Annotated in this window: 18 protein-coding genes and 2 pseudogenes; 4 read left to right on the top strand and 16 right to left on the bottom strand. The window is 62.6% G+C overall.

Features of this window, described 5'->3' with window-relative positions:
* Nucleotides 1–421: 421 nt before the first annotated feature.
* The 13 genes from tatA to ABZE94_RS06315 all read right to left on the bottom strand — a co-directional run bounded on the left by tatA (nt 422) and on the right by ABZE94_RS06315 (nt 15,994).
* Nucleotides 422–595: a twin-arginine translocase TatA/TatE family subunit gene (gene tatA, locus ABZE94_RS06255; protein ID WP_372874670.1), complete on the bottom strand. Its 174-nt coding sequence runs from the start codon at nt 593–595 to the stop codon at nt 422–424.
* A gap of 46 nt (nt 596–641) precedes the next feature.
* Nucleotides 642–1,169, bottom strand: a complete 528-nt coding sequence (locus ABZE94_RS06260) for a nitrous oxide reductase accessory protein NosL (RefSeq protein WP_372874697.1) — start codon at nt 1,167–1,169, stop codon at nt 642–644.
* Nucleotides 1,170–1,341: 172 nt separating this feature from the next.
* Nucleotides 1,342–2,172, bottom strand: a complete 831-nt coding sequence (locus ABZE94_RS06265; RefSeq protein ID WP_372874671.1) for an ABC transporter permease — start codon at nt 2,170–2,172, stop codon at nt 1,342–1,344.
* Nucleotides 2,169–3,095, bottom strand: a complete 927-nt coding sequence (locus ABZE94_RS06270) for an ABC transporter ATP-binding protein (protein ID WP_372874672.1) — start codon at nt 3,093–3,095, stop codon at nt 2,169–2,171. Before ABZE94_RS06270 ends, ABZE94_RS06265 begins: the two co-directional genes overlap by 4 nt.
* The gene (locus tag ABZE94_RS06275; protein ID WP_372874673.1) at nt 3,092–4,384 is read right to left on the bottom strand and encodes a nitrous oxide reductase family maturation protein NosD; all 1,293 of its coding nucleotides are present in this window, start codon (nt 4,382–4,384) and stop codon (nt 3,092–3,094) included. Before ABZE94_RS06275 ends, ABZE94_RS06270 begins: the two co-directional genes overlap by 4 nt.
* 130 nt (nt 4,385–4,514) lie before the next feature.
* Nucleotides 4,515–6,458 (bottom strand): TAT-dependent nitrous-oxide reductase, encoded by a 1,944-nt coding sequence (nosZ, locus tag ABZE94_RS06280; protein WP_372874674.1) that lies wholly within the window; start codon nt 6,456–6,458, stop codon nt 4,515–4,517.
* A 44-nt stretch (nt 6,459–6,502) separates the two neighbouring features.
* Nucleotides 6,503–8,689 carry a transcriptional regulator NosR gene (gene nosR / locus ABZE94_RS06285; RefSeq protein WP_372874675.1) on the bottom strand — a complete coding sequence of 729 codons (2,187 nt, stop codon included), beginning with the start codon at nt 8,687–8,689 and terminating at the stop codon, nt 6,503–6,505.
* A 362-nt stretch (nt 8,690–9,051) separates the two neighbouring features.
* Nucleotides 9,052–10,299, bottom strand: a complete 1,248-nt coding sequence (locus ABZE94_RS06290) for an acyl-CoA dehydrogenase family protein (protein ID WP_372874676.1) — start codon at nt 10,297–10,299, stop codon at nt 9,052–9,054.
* Nucleotides 10,300–10,639: 340 nt separating this feature from the next.
* Nucleotides 10,640–11,080: a CopD family copper resistance protein gene (locus tag ABZE94_RS06295; RefSeq protein WP_372874677.1), complete on the bottom strand. Its 441-nt coding sequence runs from the start codon at nt 11,078–11,080 to the stop codon at nt 10,640–10,642.
* Nucleotides 11,081–11,161: 81 nt separating this feature from the next.
* The gene (hemN, locus tag ABZE94_RS06300) at nt 11,162–12,550 is read right to left on the bottom strand and encodes an oxygen-independent coproporphyrinogen III oxidase (protein WP_372874678.1); all 1,389 of its coding nucleotides are present in this window, start codon (nt 12,548–12,550) and stop codon (nt 11,162–11,164) included.
* A 319-nt stretch (nt 12,551–12,869) separates the two neighbouring features.
* Nucleotides 12,870–13,568 carry an anaerobic ribonucleoside-triphosphate reductase activating protein gene (locus ABZE94_RS06305; protein ID WP_372874679.1) on the bottom strand — a complete coding sequence of 233 codons (699 nt, stop codon included), beginning with the start codon at nt 13,566–13,568 and terminating at the stop codon, nt 12,870–12,872.
* Nucleotides 13,565–13,732: an anaerobic ribonucleoside-triphosphate reductase gene (gene nrdD / locus ABZE94_RS06310; RefSeq protein WP_372874681.1), complete on the bottom strand. Its 168-nt coding sequence runs from the start codon at nt 13,730–13,732 to the stop codon at nt 13,565–13,567. Before nrdD ends, ABZE94_RS06305 begins: the two co-directional genes overlap by 4 nt.
* 234 nt (nt 13,733–13,966) lie before the next feature.
* Nucleotides 13,967–15,994: a ribonucleoside triphosphate reductase gene (locus ABZE94_RS06315; protein WP_372874682.1), complete on the bottom strand. Its 2,028-nt coding sequence runs from the start codon at nt 15,992–15,994 to the stop codon at nt 13,967–13,969.
* A gap of 589 nt (nt 15,995–16,583) precedes the next feature.
* On the opposite strand from ABZE94_RS06315, the gene ABZE94_RS06320 reads away from it, so the two are divergent.
* From ABZE94_RS06320 to ABZE94_RS06335, 4 genes and pseudogenes are all read left to right on the top strand, one after another.
* Nucleotides 16,584–17,180, top strand: a complete 597-nt coding sequence (locus ABZE94_RS06320) for a hypothetical protein (RefSeq protein ID WP_372874683.1) — start codon at nt 16,584–16,586, stop codon at nt 17,178–17,180.
* Nucleotides 17,181–17,375: 195 nt separating this feature from the next.
* A complete protein-coding gene (locus tag ABZE94_RS06325) occupies nt 17,376–17,855 on the top strand; it encodes a cyclic nucleotide-binding domain-containing protein (RefSeq protein ID WP_372874684.1) in 480 nt (159 codons plus the stop codon).
* Nucleotides 17,856–18,027: 172 nt separating this feature from the next.
* Nucleotides 18,028–18,132: pseudogene (locus ABZE94_RS06330) on the top strand (hypothetical protein); the annotation flags it as partial.
* An 11-nt stretch (nt 18,133–18,143) separates the two neighbouring features.
* Nucleotides 18,144–18,668, top strand: a pseudogene (locus ABZE94_RS06335) (fibronectin type III-like domain-contianing protein); the annotation flags it as partial.
* Nucleotides 18,669–18,941: 273 nt separating this feature from the next.
* Here the strand turns inward: ABZE94_RS06335 and ABZE94_RS06340 are convergent.
* The 3 genes from ABZE94_RS06340 to ABZE94_RS06350 all read right to left on the bottom strand — a co-directional run bounded on the left by ABZE94_RS06340 (nt 18,942) and on the right by ABZE94_RS06350 (nt 21,436).
* Nucleotides 18,942–19,115: a hypothetical protein gene (locus ABZE94_RS06340; protein ID WP_372874685.1), complete on the bottom strand. Its 174-nt coding sequence runs from the start codon at nt 19,113–19,115 to the stop codon at nt 18,942–18,944.
* A gap of 298 nt (nt 19,116–19,413) precedes the next feature.
* On the bottom strand, nt 19,414–20,406 hold the full coding sequence (gene moaA / locus ABZE94_RS06345; protein WP_372874686.1) for a GTP 3',8-cyclase MoaA: 993 nt from the start codon (nt 20,404–20,406) through the stop codon (nt 19,414–19,416).
* Nucleotides 20,407–20,464: 58 nt separating this feature from the next.
* Nucleotides 20,465–21,436 carry a peptidylprolyl isomerase gene (locus ABZE94_RS06350; RefSeq protein ID WP_372874687.1) on the bottom strand — a complete coding sequence of 324 codons (972 nt, stop codon included), beginning with the start codon at nt 21,434–21,436 and terminating at the stop codon, nt 20,465–20,467.
* Nucleotides 21,437–21,474 lie beyond the last annotated feature (38 nt).

Below are 21,474 nucleotides of genomic sequence, written 5' to 3' on the forward strand. Positions count from 1 at the left end.
CCCCGGCAAGCAGCTGCTTGGGCAGCACCAACCGGAGCATTGCAGCCGCGTGGAAATTGGCAGCCGTTAGGCTCTTTTTACAGGGTGGAAGGGCTTTGGCGACTTGACCGCGATCAGCTTTGCGCTCCAGGCATGCAGATGGCGCTGAGCGGAGGCTGGCTCGCGCCCAGCGCCTGGGTCCTCGAATAGAGGTTCATATCGGCCAGGCTGGCGGCTGCAGACAAATGCTGGCCGTAGGAGCGGCCGGGCGGTGTTCCGCTTCAGCCGCGAAGCTTTGGCTGTGCCCCAAAGAATTCGCGGCTAAAGCCGCTCCTACAGAAAACGTCATAACCCATAAAATCAATTAGATATGGATTGAACAACGAGTTATTTCTAGTTTGATAAGTGCGGCCGGGCTGTGTGCCAGGCCGGGAGCAACAGGCTACGGCTGCTTGGTCGATTCCGGCTGCTGCGGTGCAGCGTCGCTGCCCATTGATTTGCGAAAGCCGCCGATTGCCCCGCCGATGTCGGAGCCTAGGCTGCGCAGGCGTTTGCTGCCGAACAGCATGACCACGATCAGCAGAACGATCAGAAGTTGCCAGATGCTGATACCCATGGGATTTCCTCTTATGCGAATGATGGCAAAGGTTGACGGCCAGGACTCAATGCTGCGTGGCGGCGGCCTGCTGCAGCACGTTCTGGTCGATCTGCTCGAAGCGTAACACCTGGGCGCCGTGGATGGCGGCCAGTTTGCCGGCCGCCTGTTCATCGGCGAACGAGGCCAGCACCGCGCCCATGGCGCCCTTCAACCCGCTGTCGCCGAGGCCGACCACATAGAAGGCGCTGGTGGCATCGATCAGGTGGCTGTCGTCGGGCTTGGCCCAGTCGCTACGGCCCATGTCGTGCACGTAGAGCTTGGCATCGCCGATTCGGTTTTCCGGTTGCAGCCACCAACCGAGCATCTCGGCGGCGGAACAGAATTTCTTCACCCCGGCTTTATCCAGCGCCTGGCCCTTGGGCCCGGGGAAATCGGTGATGATCATGCCGCACACATGGCACTCGTCGGTGTCGTGAAAGGCCACCGGGGCCAGGCTTTTCTGCTCGGCTTCGGGCTCGCTGCAGGCCAGCAGTCCCAGGCCGATCAATAGCGCCAGCAGGGTCCGCGTGGTGAACTGGCAAATAGTCTTTATCACTGTTTTCTCCCTAGCTGGGATGCCGCGAGCGGCTCCCAAATCATCAAGGCCTTTGCGGCATAGGCACTTTCGCGTTACTTGAAACCAATCGCGTAGGGTGCGCCGTGCGCACCAGGACAAACGCCGCTACGCGCAGCGCCCCCTACAGAGGCACGGTGCAGGCAAAAAATCAGGTCGGCCGGCGCAGGAATACCCAATAGGCCAACAGCAGCGGCGCGCCAACCCACAGCAGCAGGCACAGCCACAGCAGCGGGCCGTCGATGGGCAGGTCGCCGCCCAAGGCCATCACGCCGACCGCGCTGCCGCTGCCCTCGAAGCCGGACAGGTTGATCAGCCGGTAGACGTCGGCCGGATTGAGCAGCAGCAGCCAGGGCAGCAGATCCGGGTTGAACTTGCCTTCGCTCAGCACCAGCAGCGCCAGCAAGGCCAGATCGAACACCAGCACGAAGAGGAACCACACGCCCAGGGCCAGCCCGGCGGCGCTGGATTTTTCACTGACCTTGCTGCTCAGCACATAGGCCAGGGCCAGGAACACCCAGCCCAGCAGCGTGCTGGACAGCATGAAGCGGCCGAAGGCCCAGGCCAGCAGGCCCAACTCGATATCCTCGACCAGTACGGCGATGGCCAGGGCCGCGCAGCCGAAACCGATCAGGGTGGCCAGCGCCAGGATCAGGCCGTGGCCGACGAATTTGCCCAGCAGCAACTGACCGCGGCCCAGGGGGTAAGTCAGCAACAACATCAAAGTGCCGCCCTCGTCCTCGCCGACGATGGCGTCGTAGGCCAGCAGCAGCGCGATCAGCGGCACCAGAAAGGTGGCCAGGCTGGCCAGGCTGGCGATGGTCGCCGGGATCGAAGTGAAGCCCAGTTGCCCCGACGCCGCCGCGCCGAGCCAGGCGATGCCCACCGCCAGCACCGCGAACAACAGGCTGATGGCGAGCAACCAGCGGTTGCGCAGGCCGTCGCTGAGTTCCTTGCGGGCGATATTCCAGATCTGCGTCATGCTGCACCCTCCCCGGCCCGAGTGCTCCGGGCCCGGTCCATGTAATGCCGGTACAGATCCTCCAGCGAAGGCTGGTGGATGTCGATGTCCTGCGCCCCGCCCTCGCCGAGCAACTGGCGCAGCAGGCCGAGCTTGTGGCCGTTGATAGCGACCACTTCGACGCCATCGACGCCGACCGAGCGGGCTTGATGCCCGTCGGCATGCCAGCGCTGCAACAACTGCGCGCTCTGTTTCAGCCCACTGGCGCGGATAAGCGCCGGCAGACCGGCGTCTTCGCGCAGTCTGGCCAGACTGCCGACCGCCTGCAGACGACCATGGGCGAGAATCGCCGCGCGATTGATATGCGCCTCGACCCCCGGCAACACATGCGAGCAGAGGATGATGCTGGTGCCCTGCTGGCGCAGACGGTCGACCAACTGGTAGAGATCCTGGGTGGCGATGGGGTCGAGGCCGACCGTGGGTTCGTCGAGCAGCAACAGGCGCGGCGCGCCGAGCAATGCCTGGGCCAGGCCGAGACGCTGACGCATGCCCTTGGAATAGGTCTTGACCCGCCGATCCCTGGCATCGGCCAGGCCGACCTGCTCCAGCAGTGCGTCCACCTGGGTCAGTGCGGCGCCCTTGAGCCGGGCGAAATGGCGCAGCGTCTCGCGGCCGCTGAGCTGTGCATAGAAGGTCACGTTCTCCGGCAGATAGCCGAGCTGACGGCGCACTACCGAGTCGTTCGGACTGCGCCCGAGCACCTGCACCCGGCCTCTGCTTGCCTGCAGCAGGCCGAGAATCAGTTTCATGCTGGTGGTCTTGCCGGCGCCGTTATGGCCGAACAGGCCGAGTACTTCGCCTTCGCCCAGGCACAGGTTCAAGTCGTGCAGCACGGTCATGCTGCCGTACTGCTGGCTGACGCCTTCGATTTCGACGGCATTCATGGCGTTGGCTCCTGGCGGGTTGGCAGCAGATCGGTGGTCGGCAGTTGCATCAGCGGGTGGCTGTCCTGCACGCCAGGGGATTTCATCACCGGGAAGGCGCGCTGCACCCAGCGCAGCAGTTCGATGCCCGGGCTGTTCATCAACAGACGCACCTGCGGGTACAGCCACAGCAGGCGGTCGACGTTGTCGTTGGGTTCGTAGGCGACATCGCCCAGGCCGTCGTCGTTGCGGTCCCAGCCGAGGTAGTCGCTCCAGTAGTTGCCGCGCCCCTCCACCGACCATTCCTGAGTACGCACCGCGACATACTTGACCTGCTGCTGGTTGTCGACGAAGGCGTTGCCGGCGATACGGTTGTCCTCGGAGCCGGCGGTCAGGTGAATACCCAAAGCGCTGCCTTGAAAATGGTTGTGCTCGATGCTGTTGAACAGCGAGTTGTAGATGAACAGCGCCTTGCCCTCGGCACCGGCAATCATGCTGTCGCCGGTCGAGTCGCTACCGCTGCGCACATCGCTGACGAAATTGTCGCGCAGGGTGGAATAGGTGATGTAGTTCATCAGGATCCCGTAGTTCTCGTCCTGTTCGGAGCGATTGCCGATCACCGTCAGCTTGCGGCTCTGCATCAGGGCATAGCCGGTGCGGGTGCGGCGGGTGACGTTGCCGAGCACCTGATTGTCGTTGGAGAACATGTAGTGCACGCCGTAGCGCAGGTCTTCCAGGGTATTGCCCTCGAGCAGGTTGCCGTTCGAGGTGTCGATATAGATGCCGTCGCGGGCATCGCGCACCTGGTTGCCGATGACCTTGGCGCCGCGCACCGCATACAGGTGAATGCCATTGCCGCGATCCTGCGAGCGGATGCTCGGATCGCCCTGGATGCTGTTGCCGATCAGGCTGACATCCGCCGTGCCGTCGACCCAGATGCCGAAGCCGGGGCCCTGCATGCGGTTGTCCTTGATCAGCGCACCACGCGCCTTGGGCTGGATGAACACGGCGGCGTTCATGGCGGTCAGGTCGCGGCCCCAGTCGAGCAGCGTGCAGCCCTCGATGGTCACCTCGGGGGCACTGATGATCAGACCGTTGCCCTGCCCCTGGCCCTGCAACACGGCGCCCGGTTCGCAGCGGATGTGCATCGGCTGATCGACGCTGAACGAGCCTTGATACTCGCCGGCGGGCAGCCGCCAGCGATTGTCGCCATCGGCCTGCAGCGGCAGCGAGGTGATGGGTTGCGGCGCCGCCTGGGCGGCGCCGCAGAGAATAAGCAGCAATAGCGCTGTGACGCGAAGCCATGCCATTGCCTGGGTGTTTAACACTGCATTTCTACCTTGAGTCATTTAGCCGTAGGGACGCCAAGCGCCCCAGGCGGGGCTCCCACACGGACGGTTCGACGTCTCGACGTGGGAGCCATCTTGCGGAGCTGCGCGGTTACGCCGGCTTGACCATCATGCGGCCGACCATTTCCATGTGCAGGGCGTGGCAGAACCAGCTGCAGTAGTACCAGTGCAGGCCCGGCTTGTCGGCGATGAAGGTGATCGACGAGGTCTGCTGCGGGCTGATTTCCATGCTCACACCATGGTTGACCATGACGAAACCGTGGGATACGTCCTCGATCTGGTCGATGTTGGTGATGGTCACGGTGACTTCATCGCCCTGGTTGACGTTGAACTCGGTCAGGCCGTAGGACGGCGCCATCGAGGTCATGTACACCCGCACCTTGTTGCCCTCGCGGATGACCTTGTTGTCGGTCTCCAGGTTGATGCCGTCTTTCTTCGCCCGCGCCACGGTGGGAGCGAAAAACGGGTCGTTGCGATCCCAGATCTTCTTGGTCTTGACCTGATCACGACGCGCCATGGTGCAGTCGTGCGGCTCGGCGAAGGTCGGGCCGTCGTGCACCAGCTTCATTTCCTCGCCGGAAATGTCGATCAGTTGATCGTTCTCCGGGTGCAGCGGGCCGACCTGCAGGAAGCGGTCCTTGGAGAACTTGCACAGGGCGACCAGCCACTTGCCATCGGCTTCGCTGGTTTCGCACAGCGAGGCGTGGAGGTGACCCGGCTGGTACTGCACGTCCAGCTTCTGCTTGATGTAGTTGACCTTCTCGCCCTTATAGGCGCGCACCGCGTCGGCCATGCTCCACTTGACCACCTGGCTGTCGATGAACAGCGTGGTGTAGGCGTTGCCGCGGCCGTCGAAGGTGGTGTGCAGCGGGCCGAGACCCAGCTCCGGTTCGGCGACGATGGTGTCGCGCGGATCCTTGAGCTTGTCGGCGAACAGGTCGTCGAGCTTGGCGATTTCGATCATCGACACGGTGGGCGACAGCTTGCCGTTGGCGATGAAGTACTTGCCGTCGGATGAGGTATTGAGACCGTGCGGGTTCTTCGGCACCGGGATGTAGCGGGTGAACTCGCTGTTCTTGTCGCCTTTCTTGCGCCCGTCGAGTACCGGCACCTTGGAGTCGCCCAGGGTGATGAACTTGCCGGCCTTGACCGCCGCTTCGGCGCGCTCGATGTTGAACACCACCACCCAGTCACGCTCGTTGCGCATCATGCCGCCGAGATCGTAGGCCTTCTCGGAGTTGTAGCAGGTGGCCGCGGTATAACGGCCGGTGTAGTCGGCGTCGGTGTTGTCGAGGTTGCCGTCGACGATGATCTGGAAGGCCATCTCCATCTTCTCGGCGTCGATGACGTTGTATAGGGTGTAGCTGTTTTCATCCTGCAGATCGAAGATCTTGCCATCGTTGGGATGGGGGATGACGAACTCGGCGTTGGCGTACACGTACTTGGTGTACGGCACCTTCTGCAGGCGCAGACCGTGGATGGCCTGGACGTTGGGCACGGTCAGCATCTTGTCGCACTTCATGATATCCAGACGGATACGCGCGACCCGGCTGTTGGCCTTGTCGTTGATGAACACATACTTGCCGTCGTACTTGCCTTCGACCATGGAGATGTGCGGGTGGTGGCAGTCGCCGTTGAGGAACTTGGCGCTATCGCCCATGATGGCGCGGCTTTCGTTGGTCAGCCCCCAACCGGTGGCCGAGTCGACGTTGAACACCGGGATGCGCATCAGTTCGCGCATGGACGGAATGCCCAGCACGCGCACTTCGCCCTGGTGGCCACCGCTCCAGAAGCCGATGTAATCGTCCAGTTCGCCCGGCGCGACATGGTATTTCTGTTGCGAGTCCTTGACCGCCGCCGCCCAGGACTCGCGGGTCATCACCGCGCTGCCCAAGGCCGTCGCGCCGACCAGCGCCGCGCCCGTCATGGCGCTGGCACCCAGGAAGCCGCGGCGGCTCAAGCCAGCCTTTTCCTGTATTTGCGCCTGCTCTTTGCCATCGATTGCGGGCGTGTTCTTCGGTTCTTTATCGCTCACAGGTTCTGCTCCTTGACTAGATAAATACGGCTGCGCTCACGCGCTTATAGGGCTCGCTCAGGGACTACTTGCACTACGGGTATCAACTGGGCACTGACAGGCGCCTTCTTGCTGCGTTTCTTCTGCTTGAGAATCAGCGGCGGGCACTTGTCCTCGTTGTGGTAGGTCATCTGGCAATCGAGGCAGTAGTGGCACTCGTTGGCATTGATATGGCCGTCGGGATGGATCGCCTGGATCTCGCATTCCTTGGCACACAGCTGGCAGGGGTTGCCGCATTCCTTGCGCCGCTTGAGCCAGTCGAACAGACGGAACTTGCTCGGAATGGCCAGCGCCGCGCCCAGCGGGCAGACATAGCGGCAGTAGACCTTGCGGGTGAAGATGTTGATCACCAGGAGCAGCACCGCATAGAGCACGAACCACCACTGACGATCGAACTTGAGGGTGATGGCGGTCTTGAACGGTTCCACTTCGGCGAAGCGCTCGGCGGTGGCCAGCGACTCCAGGGAGAGGCCGAACAGCAGCAGGAGAATGATGTACTTGATCGCCCAGAGCCGCTCATGCAGCGCGAAGGGCAGCTCGTACTGGGGGATTTTCAGTTTGCGTGCGGCCTCGTTGATCAGCTCCTGCAGGGCGCCGAACGGGCACAGCCAGCCGCAGAACACGCCGCGGCCCCAGAGCAGGATGCTGGCGGCGGTGAAGGTCCAGATAATGAAGATGATCGGGTCGGTGAGGAACAGCTCCCAGCGGAAATCCTGCACCAGGGCGTGGACGAAGGTCAGCACGTTGACCACCGACAACTGGCCCAGGGCATACCAGCCGATGAACACCACGGTGAAGATCAGGTAGCCACGGCGCAGCCAGTGGAGGAAATGCGGGCGCTGGGTGAACTTGTCCTGTAGGAACAGGATCACCGTGAGCAGCAGCAACGCCAGACTGATCACGCCGATCTGGAAGCTTTTCTGGTACCAGATATTCAGCCACAGTGGTCGATTGGCTTCTTCGACGGCAGCCAGCTCGGCGGCAGTCGGCTGCGGCCGCTCGAGGTATTCCTCGGGCATCTGATAGGGCAGTTCGAAGCTGCTGAAGATGCCGCTGATCGGTCCGGTCTGCCGCTTCACCAGCAGTTCGAGGGACCAGGGCGAGCCCGGATCGAAGCCGGACGGCTCGCGCACGATAAAGATCGCCATCTCCTTGAAATCCGGCATGCCCTCGGCATAGACATCGCTCAGACGTTCGAAATCGCGGTCATGGAAGCTGATGGTTTCGCCGAACTGACGCAACTGCACCCGGTCGAAGATGCCGCCGCGCACGTAGCCCGACCCCTTGAACGAGTACTCGCCGCTGCCCAGTACGGCAATCGCCTGTTCGCCGGGCTTGAGCGTGTCCATGAGGAAGCGGTACTGGTTGTCGCCGAGCAGGTTGCGGCCGATGGTCGGCGCATTCAGGTGCGTGGTGTAGAGGTCGATGAAGGTATCGTCGACCTGCTCGGGCGCGGCCTCCTCGAAGCCTTCGGCTTCGCTGCCCTTGAAGGCCTCGTCGACCTGGCCACGGGTCAGGTGCAGGCGGCGGATGGCGCCGTTGCCGGTGAGCAGGGCCCAGTCGGCGGGCTGATAGAGATCCTCGCGCACCGTGGCCGGCTTCTGCGCCAGGCCGGCAGCCTCTTCGACCAGACCGAGCGACACCGCCACCTTGTACGCGGCGCGCATCACCACCTCGTTGACCACCATCACCGTCACGGTGGCGCCGGTGACCGCATCGACGGTGACCGCATCCGGGTCGCCGGAGCGGCCGACCACCACCCGCTGGTTGACCTTGATGCCCTGGTACTTGGCGTTGAAGGCGTGCAGCTTGGCTTCGGGGATGCCGATCAGCAGGATCGGTTCGTGGTGCTCGAGCACATAGGCGTCCTGAATCACGCCCGCGGTGTCGAGGATCACCTGCATGTTGATCGGCTTGCCGGAATAGGCCGGAATATCGACTACATCCAGGCTCTGGAACACATAGCCGAGCACCTCGTCGCCACTCGACAGGGTGCGCACCTTGAATTCGCCTTGCGGCGCGGAAACGCTGTCAGCCTTGGGGAAAACCAGATCGATGCGTTGTTGCTCGATGTCGCCGTAAGGCTTGGCCTGCACGCCCTGTGCGGCGGTGAACAGCAGCCCCAGCAGGATCAGCAACCCAGCCGTCCATGTACGCAGGACGCGGGGTATTGACGACTGGTTGTAGGTCATGGGCGGTTCGGCTTTTGTGGCTGGATCATGCAAGCATGGTAGGGAGCCCAGCGCGCCCTGCCCTTGACCGTAATCAAGTTGCGACAAACCGCCGCGGCGCCGCTCAACGACGGGCCTGATCACCCGTAGGGTGGGTTAGCGGCGCAAGGCATGGATGTCGGGGGCACCGCGTAGTGCGGGCGCCGCGTAACCCACCAATGCGATGGCCCGGTCGGCCTCAACGGTGGGTTACGGCGCCATCAAGTCTGCAGCAGTCGTGTATGCGCCTGCTCGCCTGGCGGCTTTCACCCGCCTACGGCGCGCAGGCGTTGGGCTTCGCAGGCTCGGCCAAGGTGGTCCGGCCCAACCTACACAACGTCCGGTTAGTGACCGTACGGGGTCAGATAGGCTGCCGTGGCGCCGCGCTGCGCTTCGCTGGCCTTGAGCTCCATGCGCGCGATGCTGCGCAGATGCACCTGATCCGGGCCGTCGGCGAAGCGCAGCGCACGGCCGGTGGTCCACATATCGGCCAGCGGCGTGTCCGGAGTCAGGCCCATGGCCCCGTAGACCTGCATGGCACGGTCGACCACGCGGGTGTGCATGCCCGGCACCAACGCCTTGATCATGGCGATTTCCTTGCGCGCGGCCTTGGCGCCGACTTCGTCGATCATCCAGGCGGTCTTGAGCACCAACAGCCGCGCCTGTTCGATCTCGATGCGCGACTCGGCGATCCAGTCGCCGATATTGGCGTACTGGTGCAGGTACTTGCCGAAAGCCTTGCGCTCCTGGCAGCGCTCGACCATCAGCTCCAGGGCCAGCTCGGCCATGCCGATCGAGCGCATGCAGTGATGCACGCGCCCGGGACCGAGGCGCGCCTGGGCCATCATGAAGCCCGCACCCTCCTCGCCCAGCAGGTTGCCGACCGGCACCCGCACGTTGCGCAGCAGCAGCTCGCTGTGGCCTTCCGGGGCGACGTGGTTCATCACCGGAATATTGCGCAGCAGCTCGACGCCGGGCGTATCGAACGGCACCAGGATCATGCTCTGCTGCTGGTGGGCGTCGGCCTCCGGGTCGGTCTTGCCCATGACGATCAGCAGCTTGCAGTCGGGGTGCGAAGCGTTGGTGATGAACCACTTGCGCCCGTTGATCACGTACTGGTCGCCGTCGCGGCGGATCAGGGTCCGGATGTTGCTGGCATCCGATGAGGGCACATCCGGCTCGGTCATGGCGAAGGCCGAACGGATCTCGCCGTCGAGCAGTGGCAGCAGCCAGCGCGCACGTTGCTCGGGGCTGGCGAACAGGTGCAGCAGCTCCATGTTGCCGGTGTCCGGCGCGTTGCAGTTGAACACCTCGGAGGCCCAGGACACGCGGCCCATGATCTCCGCCAGCGGGGCATATTCCAGGTTGCTCAGGCGGGTCCCAGGCTCGTCCGCACCCAGCGCCGGCAGGAACAGGTTCCACAAGCCTTCGTCGCGCGCCAGGGCCTTGAGGTCGGCCATGAACGGCACCGGAAACTGCCCCGCAGCCACCGCCGCCTGCCAGGCACCGATGCGCGGCACTATGTGAGCGTCCATGAAAGTGCGCAGCTGCTGACGCAGTGCTTCGGTGCGGGGGTTGTAGGCAAAGTGCATGGCGAACCTCGTATCGATCATGGGGTTGAGGCTTTACGGTAGGCCGCCACCGGGGCAAAACCCAGGATATCCATCGACCTGAATCGGCGCCCAATCACGCCCGCCCGGCCGCCGCCGAATCTTGACCGGGATCATCACAGGCCGCGGCAAAGCTGCTAGCAGCAACCTCAGATTTAGGTAGAGTGGATGACGCTGTTTTCATCCACCACCGTCACCGCCATTGGTGGATGGGTGGAGCGTCATCCACCCTACAACAGCACGCCGGGTAGATTCCGGATGCGCTGCGGAGCGCTCTTGCAGGTGCCACGGCACCCTAGCAGCCGCGTCGGCCGCAATATCCCTACCAATGGATATAGAACATCGCCTTGGCCAGCAGGACGATGCCGAGCATCTGCCCCAGCACGGCCCAGTGCAGCTTGCGGTACAGGCTCGGGCTCATGCGTCCGGACCTGAGTAGCATGGCGACCAGGCCGAAGCTGAAGAACAGGCTGACGGCCAACACGATCTTCAGGCTGAGCAAGGTGGCGAAACTGCTGGCTAAGGGCTCGCTCAGGGCCTGACGGTGCTGCCAGGCCAGGCCGAAACCGGCGCCATAGACCAGCAGCACCACCCAGTGCAGCACCGTGCGCGTGCGCCGGCCGAGCGCCTGCTCCAGTTCGGCCACCGCACCAGGAGCGAGCTGCGGCTTGACCTGGGCGAGGATGATCACCTCGAAGAACAGCGTGCCGATAAAGGCAATGGCCGCCAGCAGGTGCACGACATGCAGCAGTGAATAGCTCATCACAGATTCCTAGCGAGCCCGTCTCGAAATGATCGTTTCCCGGCCTGAGCTAATTGGTATTTGCAGGAAGGTTGGCGCCCCTCACACCGTACGCGAGAAGCGGCCCTTCTGCGCGGCGCCGAGGTAGGCGTCGAAGGCCATGGCCACGCTGCGCATCATCAGGTGCCCCTGTGGCAGCAGCACCAGGGCGTCGTCGTGGATTTCCACCAGACGATCCGCCACATGCTCCTCGAGGGCCGCCAGGGAATCGGCGAAGTAGTCCTTGAAGTCAATACCGTGGCGCGCCTCGACAGTGGCGAAGTCGACCCGGCCATGGCACATCAGGGCGCTGATCACCTCGCGGCGCAGCAGGTCGTCGGCGTTCAGGCTGTAGCCGCGATGCACCGGCAGCAGCCCCTGATCGAGGCGCGCATAGTACTGCGAGAGCTCCTTGACGCTCTGGCTGTAGCTGTCGCCCACGTTGCCGATCGAGGACACGCCGAGGCCGATCAGGTCGCAATCGGCATGGGTGGAATAACCCTGAAAATTACGCTGCAGGGTGCCGTTGGCGCGGGCCAGGGCCAGTTCGTCGTCCGGCAGGGCGAAATGGTCCATGCCGATATACACGTAGCCGGCGGCGGTCAGGCGCTTGATGGTCAGCTCCAGCAGCTCCAGCTTGCGTTCCGGCGGCGGCATGTCCTCGCGGCGGATCAGGCGTTGCGCGCGCACCATTTCCGGCAGATGGGCATAGCTGTAGGCGGCGATTCGATCCGGGCGCAGGGCGATGATCTTGCTCAGGGTGACGTCGAAACTGGCCACCGTCTGCAGCGGCAGGCCATAGATCAGGTCGACGCTGACCGACTTGAAGCGCGCCTCGCGCGCGGCAGCGACCAGGGCATAGACCTGCTCCTCGCTCTGCACCCGGTTGACCGCCGCTTGCACCTGCGCATCGAAGTCCTGCACGCCGAAGCTCAGGCGGTTGAAGCCGAGCCCACGCAACTGCTGGATCTGTTCGGTGCTGATGGTGCGCGGGTCGACCTCGATGGAGAACTCGTGGTCGTCGCTGTCATCCATGTTGAACGCCTGGTGCAAGGTGGCCATCAGGTCGGCCAGTTGCTCGCTGGTCAGGTAGGTCGGTGTGCCGCCGCCCAGGTGCAACTGGGTGAGCTTGCGCGTGTTGTCGAACAACGCCGCCTGCATGGCGATCTCGCGTTTGAGATAGGTCAGGTACTCCACCGCGCGGTGGGTCTTCTGGGTGATGATCTTGTTGCAGGCGCAGTAGTAGCAAAGGCTCTGGCAAAACGGGATATGGATATACAGCGACAACGGCTTGGGCGCGACCGCCTGATTGCTCGCGGCAACGGCGCTCTGATAATCGTCCATGGCAAACGCCTGGTGGAACTGCGGCGCGGTGGGATAGGAGGTATAGCGCGGCCCCGGGCGATCGTACTTCTCGACCAGTGCGCGATTGAAGTTCAGCGATTGGTCCATGTTCGACCACCTCGTAGCATGAATGGGAAGACCGCGACTGCGCCTGGCGCAGCGCCCTGCCCGCTGTTGGAGCCGGCAATAATGCCGCGATTGTACGGAGCGGCGCAGGCGGCGCACCTGACGAGGGTCAATTCTCACGCACATCCGGTTCCCACAAAGTGCCTTGTATCGCTCTTGCCAGGTGGAGCGGGACGCCCAGGCATAGCGGCGCGAACCCCAATGGGCAAAAATCACTGATGCTGGAAGCCCAACTATAGACGCCGGGCTTACAGGCCCCGCCCCAATCTGTGGCATAGCGCTATAGATGTCGGTTTGGCGATCAATGATCACGCAACTCGAAATGCGGGAACAGTTGCTCCAGGCGCTGCCACAATTCGCCCGCCTCCTTCGGCGCCACGGTCATGGGCAAGTCCGCGTCGAGCATGCGCGCGCTGCGCACCAGCTGCACGGCGAAGCGTTCGACGCCGAAGGCCCGCAGGCGCTGGCCGATGCGCCAGAGCTTTTCCACATCCAACAGGTGCCAATGCACCGTGGTGCGGCATTCGTAGTCCACGCCGCTGGCCAGCAGGTGTTCCAGGCTGCGCCAGTTGGCCTTGCCGCTGCCGCTGACCCCAGTGATCAGTTCGGCATCCTCGGCCAGGGCCTTGATGTCGAAGCCGACCCAGTCCGCCGCCTTGAGCGCCCAGGCGAAGGTCCAGGGCTTGATCCCGGCGCTGTGCAGGCCGACGCGATAACCCAGCTGCCGCACCTGCTCCATCGCCGGCACCAGGCCACCCTGCAAGGTCGCCTCGCCGCCACTGAAGACCACCGCCTGCAGCAGGCCCTGACGCCGCAGAAGGAATGCCCGTACCTGCGACCAGGCGATTTCCTGCTCACCCCGGGCCGGGATCAGATCCGGGTTGTGGCAATAACGACAGCGCCAGGCGCAGCCCTGACAGAACAGCACGCAGGCCAGCAGCCCGGGGTAGTCGAGGGTGGTCAGGGGCACCATGCCCCCGACCCGTAGCGCTCTGCTCACGCAGTGCGTACTCGCGCCGCCGCTTCGGTGAAGTGCTGACGCTCGAGGTGCTCGGACTGCTTGCCCGGGTTGAAGGCGGTGACCGGACGGTGATAGCCCATCACCCGGGTCCAGACTTCGCAGCGCTGGCGTTGTGCTTCGGGGAGTTGCTGAGTGCTGTGCATGGTGTAGCTCCTTGCTGTGGGGAAAACGGGAAATTATTCACTCTTGGCCGATCAACGCCGCCCCAGTGGGCGCGGCGTAGGCGGTTGCAATCCGTAGGGTGGGTTAGCGGCGCCGAACGCCGGGTTCCGAGCCACCACCCCACTCGAGCGCCGCGTAACCCACCACCCGGCCGTCAGGCCGGCAATGGCGTGGCCGGCTAGTTACGCCGCAAACCAGCTAATCCAGCCTACGAGTCAGCCACTGACCTTCTCGGTGTCGCCCTGGCTGGCCTGCTTGTGCAGCAGCGCCTCGTCGCATTTCGGGCAGAACTCGTGCTCGCCATCCAGGTAGCCGTGCACCGGACAGATCGAAAAGGTCGGGGTAATCGTCAGGTACGGCAGGCGGAAGCGGCCCAGGGCGTTGCGCACCAGTTGTTTGCAGGCCTGGATCGAGGAAATCCGCTCGGCCATGTACAGGTGCAGCACGGTGCCGCCGGTGTACTTGCACTGCAGTTCGTCCTGCAGTTCCAGCGCCTCGAAAGGGTCGTCGGTAAAGCCCACCGGCAATTGCGAGGAATTGGTGTAGTACGGCGCCTCGGCACTGCCGGCCTGGAGAATGTCCGGGTAGCGCTTGCGGTCTTCCTTGGCGAAGCGGTAAGTGGTGCCCTCGGCCGGCGTCGCCTCGAGGTTGTACATCTGCCCGGTTTCTTCCTGGAAGCGCACCAGGGTGGCCCGCACATGGTCGAGCAGATGCAGGGCGAATTCGCGGCCCTTGGGCGTATGCATGCCCTCCTCATCGCCGCTGAAGTTGCGCAGCATCTCGTGCAGGCCATTCAGGCCGATGGTCGAGAAGTGATTGCGCAGGGTGCCCAGGTAACGCTTGGTATAGGGATAGAGACCGGCGTCCATGTGGTGCTGGATCACCTTGCGCTTGACCTCCAGGCTCTCCATCGCCAGCTCCATCAAATGATCGAGGCGCTTGAGCAGGCCCTGGGTGTCGCCCTTGAATAGATAGCCCAGGCGCGCGCAGTTGATGGTCACCACGCCCAGCGAGCCGGTCTGCTCGGCCGAGCCGAACAGGCCGCCGCCGCGCTTGAGCAGCTCGCGCACGTCCAGTTGCAGGCGGCAGCACATCGAGCGCACCTGGTTGGGTTGCATGTCCGAGTTGAGGAAGTTCTGGAAGTACGGCAGGCCGTAGCGCGCGGTCATCTCGAACAGGCGGTCGGCGTTCTCGCTGTCCCAGGGAAAGTCATGGGTGATGTTGTAGGTCGGAATCGGGAAGGTGAACACCCGGCCCATGGCGTCGCCGGCCTGCATCACCTCGATATAGGCACGGTTGATCAGCTCCATCTCGGCCTGCAGGTCGCCATAGGCGAAGGGCATCTCCACCCCGCCGATGTAGGGGATCTGCTCGCGCAGGTCTTCCGGGCAGACCCAGTCGAAGGTCAGGTTGGTGAACGGCGTCTGGGTGCCCCAGCGCGACGGCACATTGAGGTTGTAGATGAACTCCTGGATGGCCTGGCGCACCTCGGCAAAGCCCAGGTTGTCCTTGCGCACATAGGGCGCCAGGTAGGTATCGAACGAGCTGAACGCCTGGGCGCCGGCCCACTCGTTCTGCAGGGTGCCGAGGAAGTTGACCATCTGCCCCAGGGCACTGGACAGGTGCTTGGGCGGCCCCGCTTCGACCCGCCCGGGAATGCCGTTGAAACCCTCATTCAGCAGGCTGCGCAGCGACCAGCCGGCGCAGTAACCGGCGAGCATGTCCAGGTCATGTACATGCAGATCGGCGTCGCGGTGCGCCAGACCGATGCTCTCGCTGTACACCTCGTCCAGCCAGTAGTTCGCGGTGACCTTGCCCGACACGTTGAGGATCAAGCCGCCGAGGGAATAGCCCTGGTTGGCGTTGGCCCGCACCCGCCAATCCTCGCGCGACAGGTATTCGTTCATCGACGCCGCCACATCCACCAGCGCCTTGCGGTCACGGCGCAAGCGGCCATGGCGCTCGCGGTAGACGATATAGGCGCGCGCGGTCTGGTAGAAACCGGCCTCCATCAGTACCCGCTCGACGCGGTCCTGGACCTGTTCGACATCGATACTGGGCAATTCCAGCAGGCGCAGCAGCACCGCTTCGGCCAGCTCCCCCGCCAGTGCCTCGTCGAACTCGCCACTGGCTGCGCCCGCCGCGATGATCGCCTGACGAATCTTGCCGAGATCGAACGCGGTGATGCTGCCATCGCGCTTGCATAACTGCTGCGGGTGAAGGGCTTGAATCGGGCTGAGCATGTCGCCTCCTGACACTACATATAGATATTTGTTTATCTGAAAACACAATATGCAGTAGAAGTTACGCGCAAAACCCCGTCACGGGATTGATTCAAGTCAAGAACCGAAAACCGCCGTGGCTGGCCGATCAGGGGGCGCCACGCACAAGGCGCCAGGAGTGCCGGTACCGCAAGGTTCTGGCCTGGCTATGGCGCGGTTACCGGCAGCAATCGGTAAGAACACAGAAATGTGCGAACACTGCTGGTGGACAGAACGAGGGCAACTGGGTAGCGTCGCTGGCGCTGCCGGTGAAATTGCCGGGCAGTCGGGCTTGCCGTCACCCCTGTCGCGTTTCCCCTCGATCGCTGTCGCGCTTACTGCAGCCTGACCGAGGCGGATCAAGGACTTACAGGACGACAAGGAATGTTATACGACACCCTGTCGCGTTTGAACGCGACACGGCATGTCGCCTAATAGTAGTTAGCTTACTTAAGGAAGAGTAATGTATCCGCCAGCATATCCACACGATCAAATACAGAATTTATACCCTGGCGTATTTCTGCTGCATGGCAGCATTAGAATGGGCCCCGGAATGAGAATGAACAGAAACATGGTCATTCTACAAAGCGGGCCAGAATTAACATTAATTAATCCAGTTCGCATGAACGAGGAAGGCCTTGCAGCTTTAGATCTACTTGGCAAGGTGAGCAAAATAATCAGGCTGGGAGACTTTCACGGTCTTGACGATGAGTTTTACCTAAACAGATACAAATGTGCGTTCTGGGCTCAGCAAGACCAGGAAACATACAAATCACCAAGCCCAACAAAAATTATCAATTCAAGCACTACGGGGCCCATCAGCAATTCCGAATTTTTCATTTTTGAAACTGCCATTTTTCCAGAAGCAGCGCTTCTCATTAAAGAACACAAGCTATTAATAACTACCGACAGCATTCAATATCATTCTGATTGGAGCTATTTCTCGCGGCTTACAAAATTTGCCTTTAAGTTACTAGGCTTCAAAACAGGTCTAAACATTGGAGGGCCTTGGTTGAAGCGCGTAACGCCAAAGGGGAAAACGCTTAAAAATGATTTCGAAGCTCTTTTAGCGCTAGACTTCGACGCCATTATTGCTGGACACGGCGCACTCACTAAAAATGGCGCCAAAGAACTACTTAAAATCAAAATGAGTAACGTGTTCACGTAAGCCAACAACTCCTGAATTCAGGGGGCGTTACCGCGCCCCAGCCTCCGGCCCATAGGCTTATACTGGCAGCAGGTATGCCGGCAGCCGCTCAGAGAACTCGCGTCTGCTAATGGGCATGCCCTGATGACGGCGACCACGCCGCTGCTTTGTGACCTTGATGCCGCTCCAGCACGGAGGGAGGGCAGGTGCCATCACATGCAAACGCTCGAGCTAGCTGCACTTGACACAATTCTTCCTGCCGATGCCTTCAAGCAGATGTCCGCCTTCGGCGCCCTCTCGGACAGTTTTGTCGAGCAGGTGCTGGCCTGCGGTGAGTTGCTCAAGTTGGCGCCGAGCGAAAACCTCTACCGCCAGGGCGAGCGCGCCGAATGCTTCTACGTGATTCTGCAGGGGCAAATGGCGATATATCAGGACAGTGAAAACGGCCGGGAAATCACCCACACCAGTTGCGCCGGGGAAAGTGTCGGCTTCCCCGCCATGCTGGCGATGCGTCCGCGGCTGCTGAGCGGCGAGGCGGTCAGCGAATGCATCGTCCTGAAGATCACCAGCCAGGCGCTGGCCAGGTTGCAGGAACTGGATAGCCCGCAGTTCGGAATATTCTTCATCAACCTGTCCCGGGACATGAGCCGCTTCCTGAGCTACTGCATCATCCGCCCCCCCGTCGTAAGCGCCTGAACGGCAGTTGCGCCCGGGGCTGCTTAAGCCACCCATCGCCGCAAGGAACGTGGCAATCGGCTCGGCACAGCCGCAGGCCGCACGCTGTTGAACTGCGTACCTCGGTGCCAACCGACAAATTGGTGAACTCGGAGAGCACGGCCACCGCACCATTTTTCCGATCAGCCTGGCCCTGGCATCCAGTGGGGATCTGCAGGCGATTGCCCTGAGCGGTCGCGTCTCTGCCATCGAGGCCAGCGCCGACGGCCTCGACATGACCTTCGCGCAAATGCTCGATATCAGCCGCGACCCACGCTCAAGCTACCCATCACCTTCCCGCGCACGGTCGGGCAGATCCCGACCTACTACAACCATTTGCGCCTCGGTCGTCCGTATGTCGAGGGACGGCCTGGCAACTACACCTCGCAGTATTTCGAGGACGCCGACGGGCCGCTGTATCCGTTCGGCTATGGCTTGAGCTACAGCGACTTCAGTCTGTCCGATTTTTCAGCTATCGAGCCACCGCCTGGCGCGCGATGGCAGCCTCGACGTCAGCCTGACCCTGAACACCGGGCCGCGCGACGGCGCGACTGTGGTGCAGCTGTATATCCGCGACATGGCGGCTTCCGTGGTGCGGCCGGTCAAGGAATTGAAGCGCCTTCGCAAAGTCACGCTCAAGGCCGGCGAGCACAGCCAGGTGCGTTTCAGCATCGATGACGCTGACCTGAAGTTCTTCAACGCGCAATTGCAACACCTCGCCGAGCCGGGTGAATTCGAGGTGCAAGTCAGCCTGGACTCGCAAGCCGTGCAGGCCAGCGCTTCGAGTTGTTGTAGGGGGGCAATGCAGCCCTGAGGCGATTACATGAGAGATCGCCCGTCGTCCAGACACCGCGCTGTCGCGCAGCAAACGGGGGCAATGGTGTCTGTCGGCTTGTGGGTACCTGTAGGAGCGGCCGGGCGGCGTTCCGCTTCAGCCGCGAAGCTGTGCTGTGCCGCGAAGAATTCGCGGCTAAAGCCGCTCCTACAAAAGCGTAATTACCAATAAAATCAATGAGATATTGGTTATTTGATAAGACCGCCTTGGCGCTCCAGGCAATTGCTACGTAATCAGGAGGCGGCGTCTTTTTGCCGAGTGGCGGTCACGCCATGGACGATGGCCAGCCCGGACAGGCAGAGCACACCGACGCCGATCCACTGCGCAGGTACATCAAGCAGATGAGCACCAAACGCCAGGCCGACGATGAATATGATGTAGCCGACGATATATATCCCAAACGACATCACGATCACCCAGATTAAGCAGAGCTCGCGACTATACCCGCCAAGCCAAGTCTGCTCTGTACGCTAGCGCACCCTTAAGCTCGATTACTGTAGTGCACTCGGCTGCTGCTCCCGCAGAGCATGGCCACCAGCAAAAGGTCGCGGCTGAAGCCCATCCCACAGGGTGGCGTTCATCAGCCTAGCGCTGCGGCCAGACCGCATGCGGCTAACGGCCAGGCAGCGCCAGAAAAAAAGGCCGCTCAGGGCGGCCAAATGGGAGGGTAAAAGGGTTTGTCGATGGGACATCGGAGACAAAGCTTCAGCCGCCGCTGGCGTTCATGAAACGCAGGATCTTCACCTCGCCAGCGGCGCTGAACTCATGGCGCCAGGGTTTGCCTTGCAGGGCCTGCTGCACCGCGTCGATGATCGGTTGATCGTCCAGCGGGTAGCGGCGCACCAGCGCGCGCAGGTCGATGGAATTTTCATGGCCCAGGCACAACAGCAGACGCCCTTCGACGGTCAGGCGCACGCGGTTGCAGGTGCTGCAGAAGTTGTGCGAGTTGGGCGAGATGAAACCGATACGGGTAGCCGCATGGTCCTGCAGGCGCATGTAGCGCGCCGGGCCGCCGCTGTGTTCGGCACTGTCGAGCAGGGCATGCCGGCTGGCGATCAGTTTGCGCACTTCTTCGCTGGAGCAGTAGGACTCGCCGCGCGAACGGCCGACATCGCCCAGGGGCATTTCTTCGATGAAGCTGATATCCAGTTGCCTGGTGATGGCGTAGTCGACCAGGTCGAGCACTTCATCGAAGTTGCGTCCTTTCATGATGACCGCGTTGAGTTTGATCCGTTCGAAGCCGGCCTCGCGCGCGGCTTCGATGCCGTCCAACACCTGGCGCAGACTGCCGGTGCGGGTGATGCCACGAAATTTGCCGGCATCCAGGCTGTCGAGGCTGATGTTCAGGCGCTTGACCCCGGCGTCGGCCAGCGGCCTGGCCAGCTTCACCAATTGCGAGCCGTTGCTGGTCATCACCAGCTCGCGCAGGCCGGGCAAGGCGGCGACGCGCTGGCACAGATCGACGATGCCCGTGCGCACCAGGGGTTCGCCGCCGGTCAGGCGGATCTTCTTCACTCCCAGGCCAACGAACAGCGCCGCCAGGCGGTAGAGTTCTTCGAGGCCGAGCACCTGCTGACGCGGCAGGAAGGTCATGTCTTCGGCCATGCAATAGACACAGCGGAAATCACAGCGGTCGGTGACCGACATGCGCAGGTAATCGATCTGCCGGCCGAAGCCATCCTGCAACACAGTATTCATGGGGTTCTCCATGCCTGGGAAAAATCGAGCCTCGCGCGGCGCAGCATTGCCATCGTGGCTACTGCAACAGCGGCGAATCGGCGCCTTGCAAGCGGATGCCGACGATATCCGCCGCGCCAATCAGGGTTTGCAGGTACTGGGCCACGGCCTTCTGCCACACGCCTTGTTGCAATAGCGCGCGGATGGAGCCGGCTACCACGTCGTAGGGCAATTGCTTGCCTTCGATGCGCTGGTCGACGCTCACCACATGCCAGCCGTAGCGACTTTCAAGCGGTTGGCCGGCCAATCCGGCGGGCAGCTTGAACAGTTGCCGCTCGAATTCGGGCACGGTCTGGCCTTTGCTCAGTTGCCCCAACGCGCCGGCTTGGGCCTTGGACGGACAGGCCGAATGGGCCAGGGCCAATTCGGCGAAGCGACCGCCATCCTGGCGCAACAGCTCGAGCAACTGATCGGCCTTCTCGCGCACCAGGCTGCGGGCCTCGGCATCGTCCGGGGCGCACTCGAGCAGGATATGCCGCGCCGCCAGCAAGGGAGCGGTGACGTAGCGCGCCTGGTTGCTCTGGTAATAATGCTGACAGCTTTGCTCGTCGCACTCCGGCAGCGCCACTTCCAGCTCGATAAGTTGCCGGGTAGCCGCCTCCTCCGCGCTTTCGCCGGGATCGGCTTGCACCGTCAAGCCCAACTCTGCGATGCGCTGCTGCAGCAACTCACGGATCACCAGCGCCTGGGCGGCCAGAAACACCGCTTCCTCACGGCTTTGCGCCGGGTGATATTGCAGCTCCTGGGCCATGGCCTCGGGTGCGATAGTCACGCCGTTGACCGTGACCCGTGGCCATTCCTGCTCGCTGCTGGCGATCAGCATGGGGGCTGACTCGACCTCCTCGGCGAGCGCCTCGGGTTCATCGGCCGAGGGCCGCGATTCCGGGGTTACCTCTTGTACGCCAGGGGCATCGACTATCAGATCGACAGGCGGCTTTTGTCCGCCGCAACCGCCCTGCCCTGCATTGCCACCACCACATCCGCATCCCATGACAAGTTCCTCGTTAATGCTTGAATCATTAGTTCATG

It is taken from the genome of Pseudomonas sp. (assembly GCF_041601375.1).
Lineage (GTDB): Bacteria > Pseudomonadota > Gammaproteobacteria > Pseudomonadales > Pseudomonadaceae > Aquipseudomonas.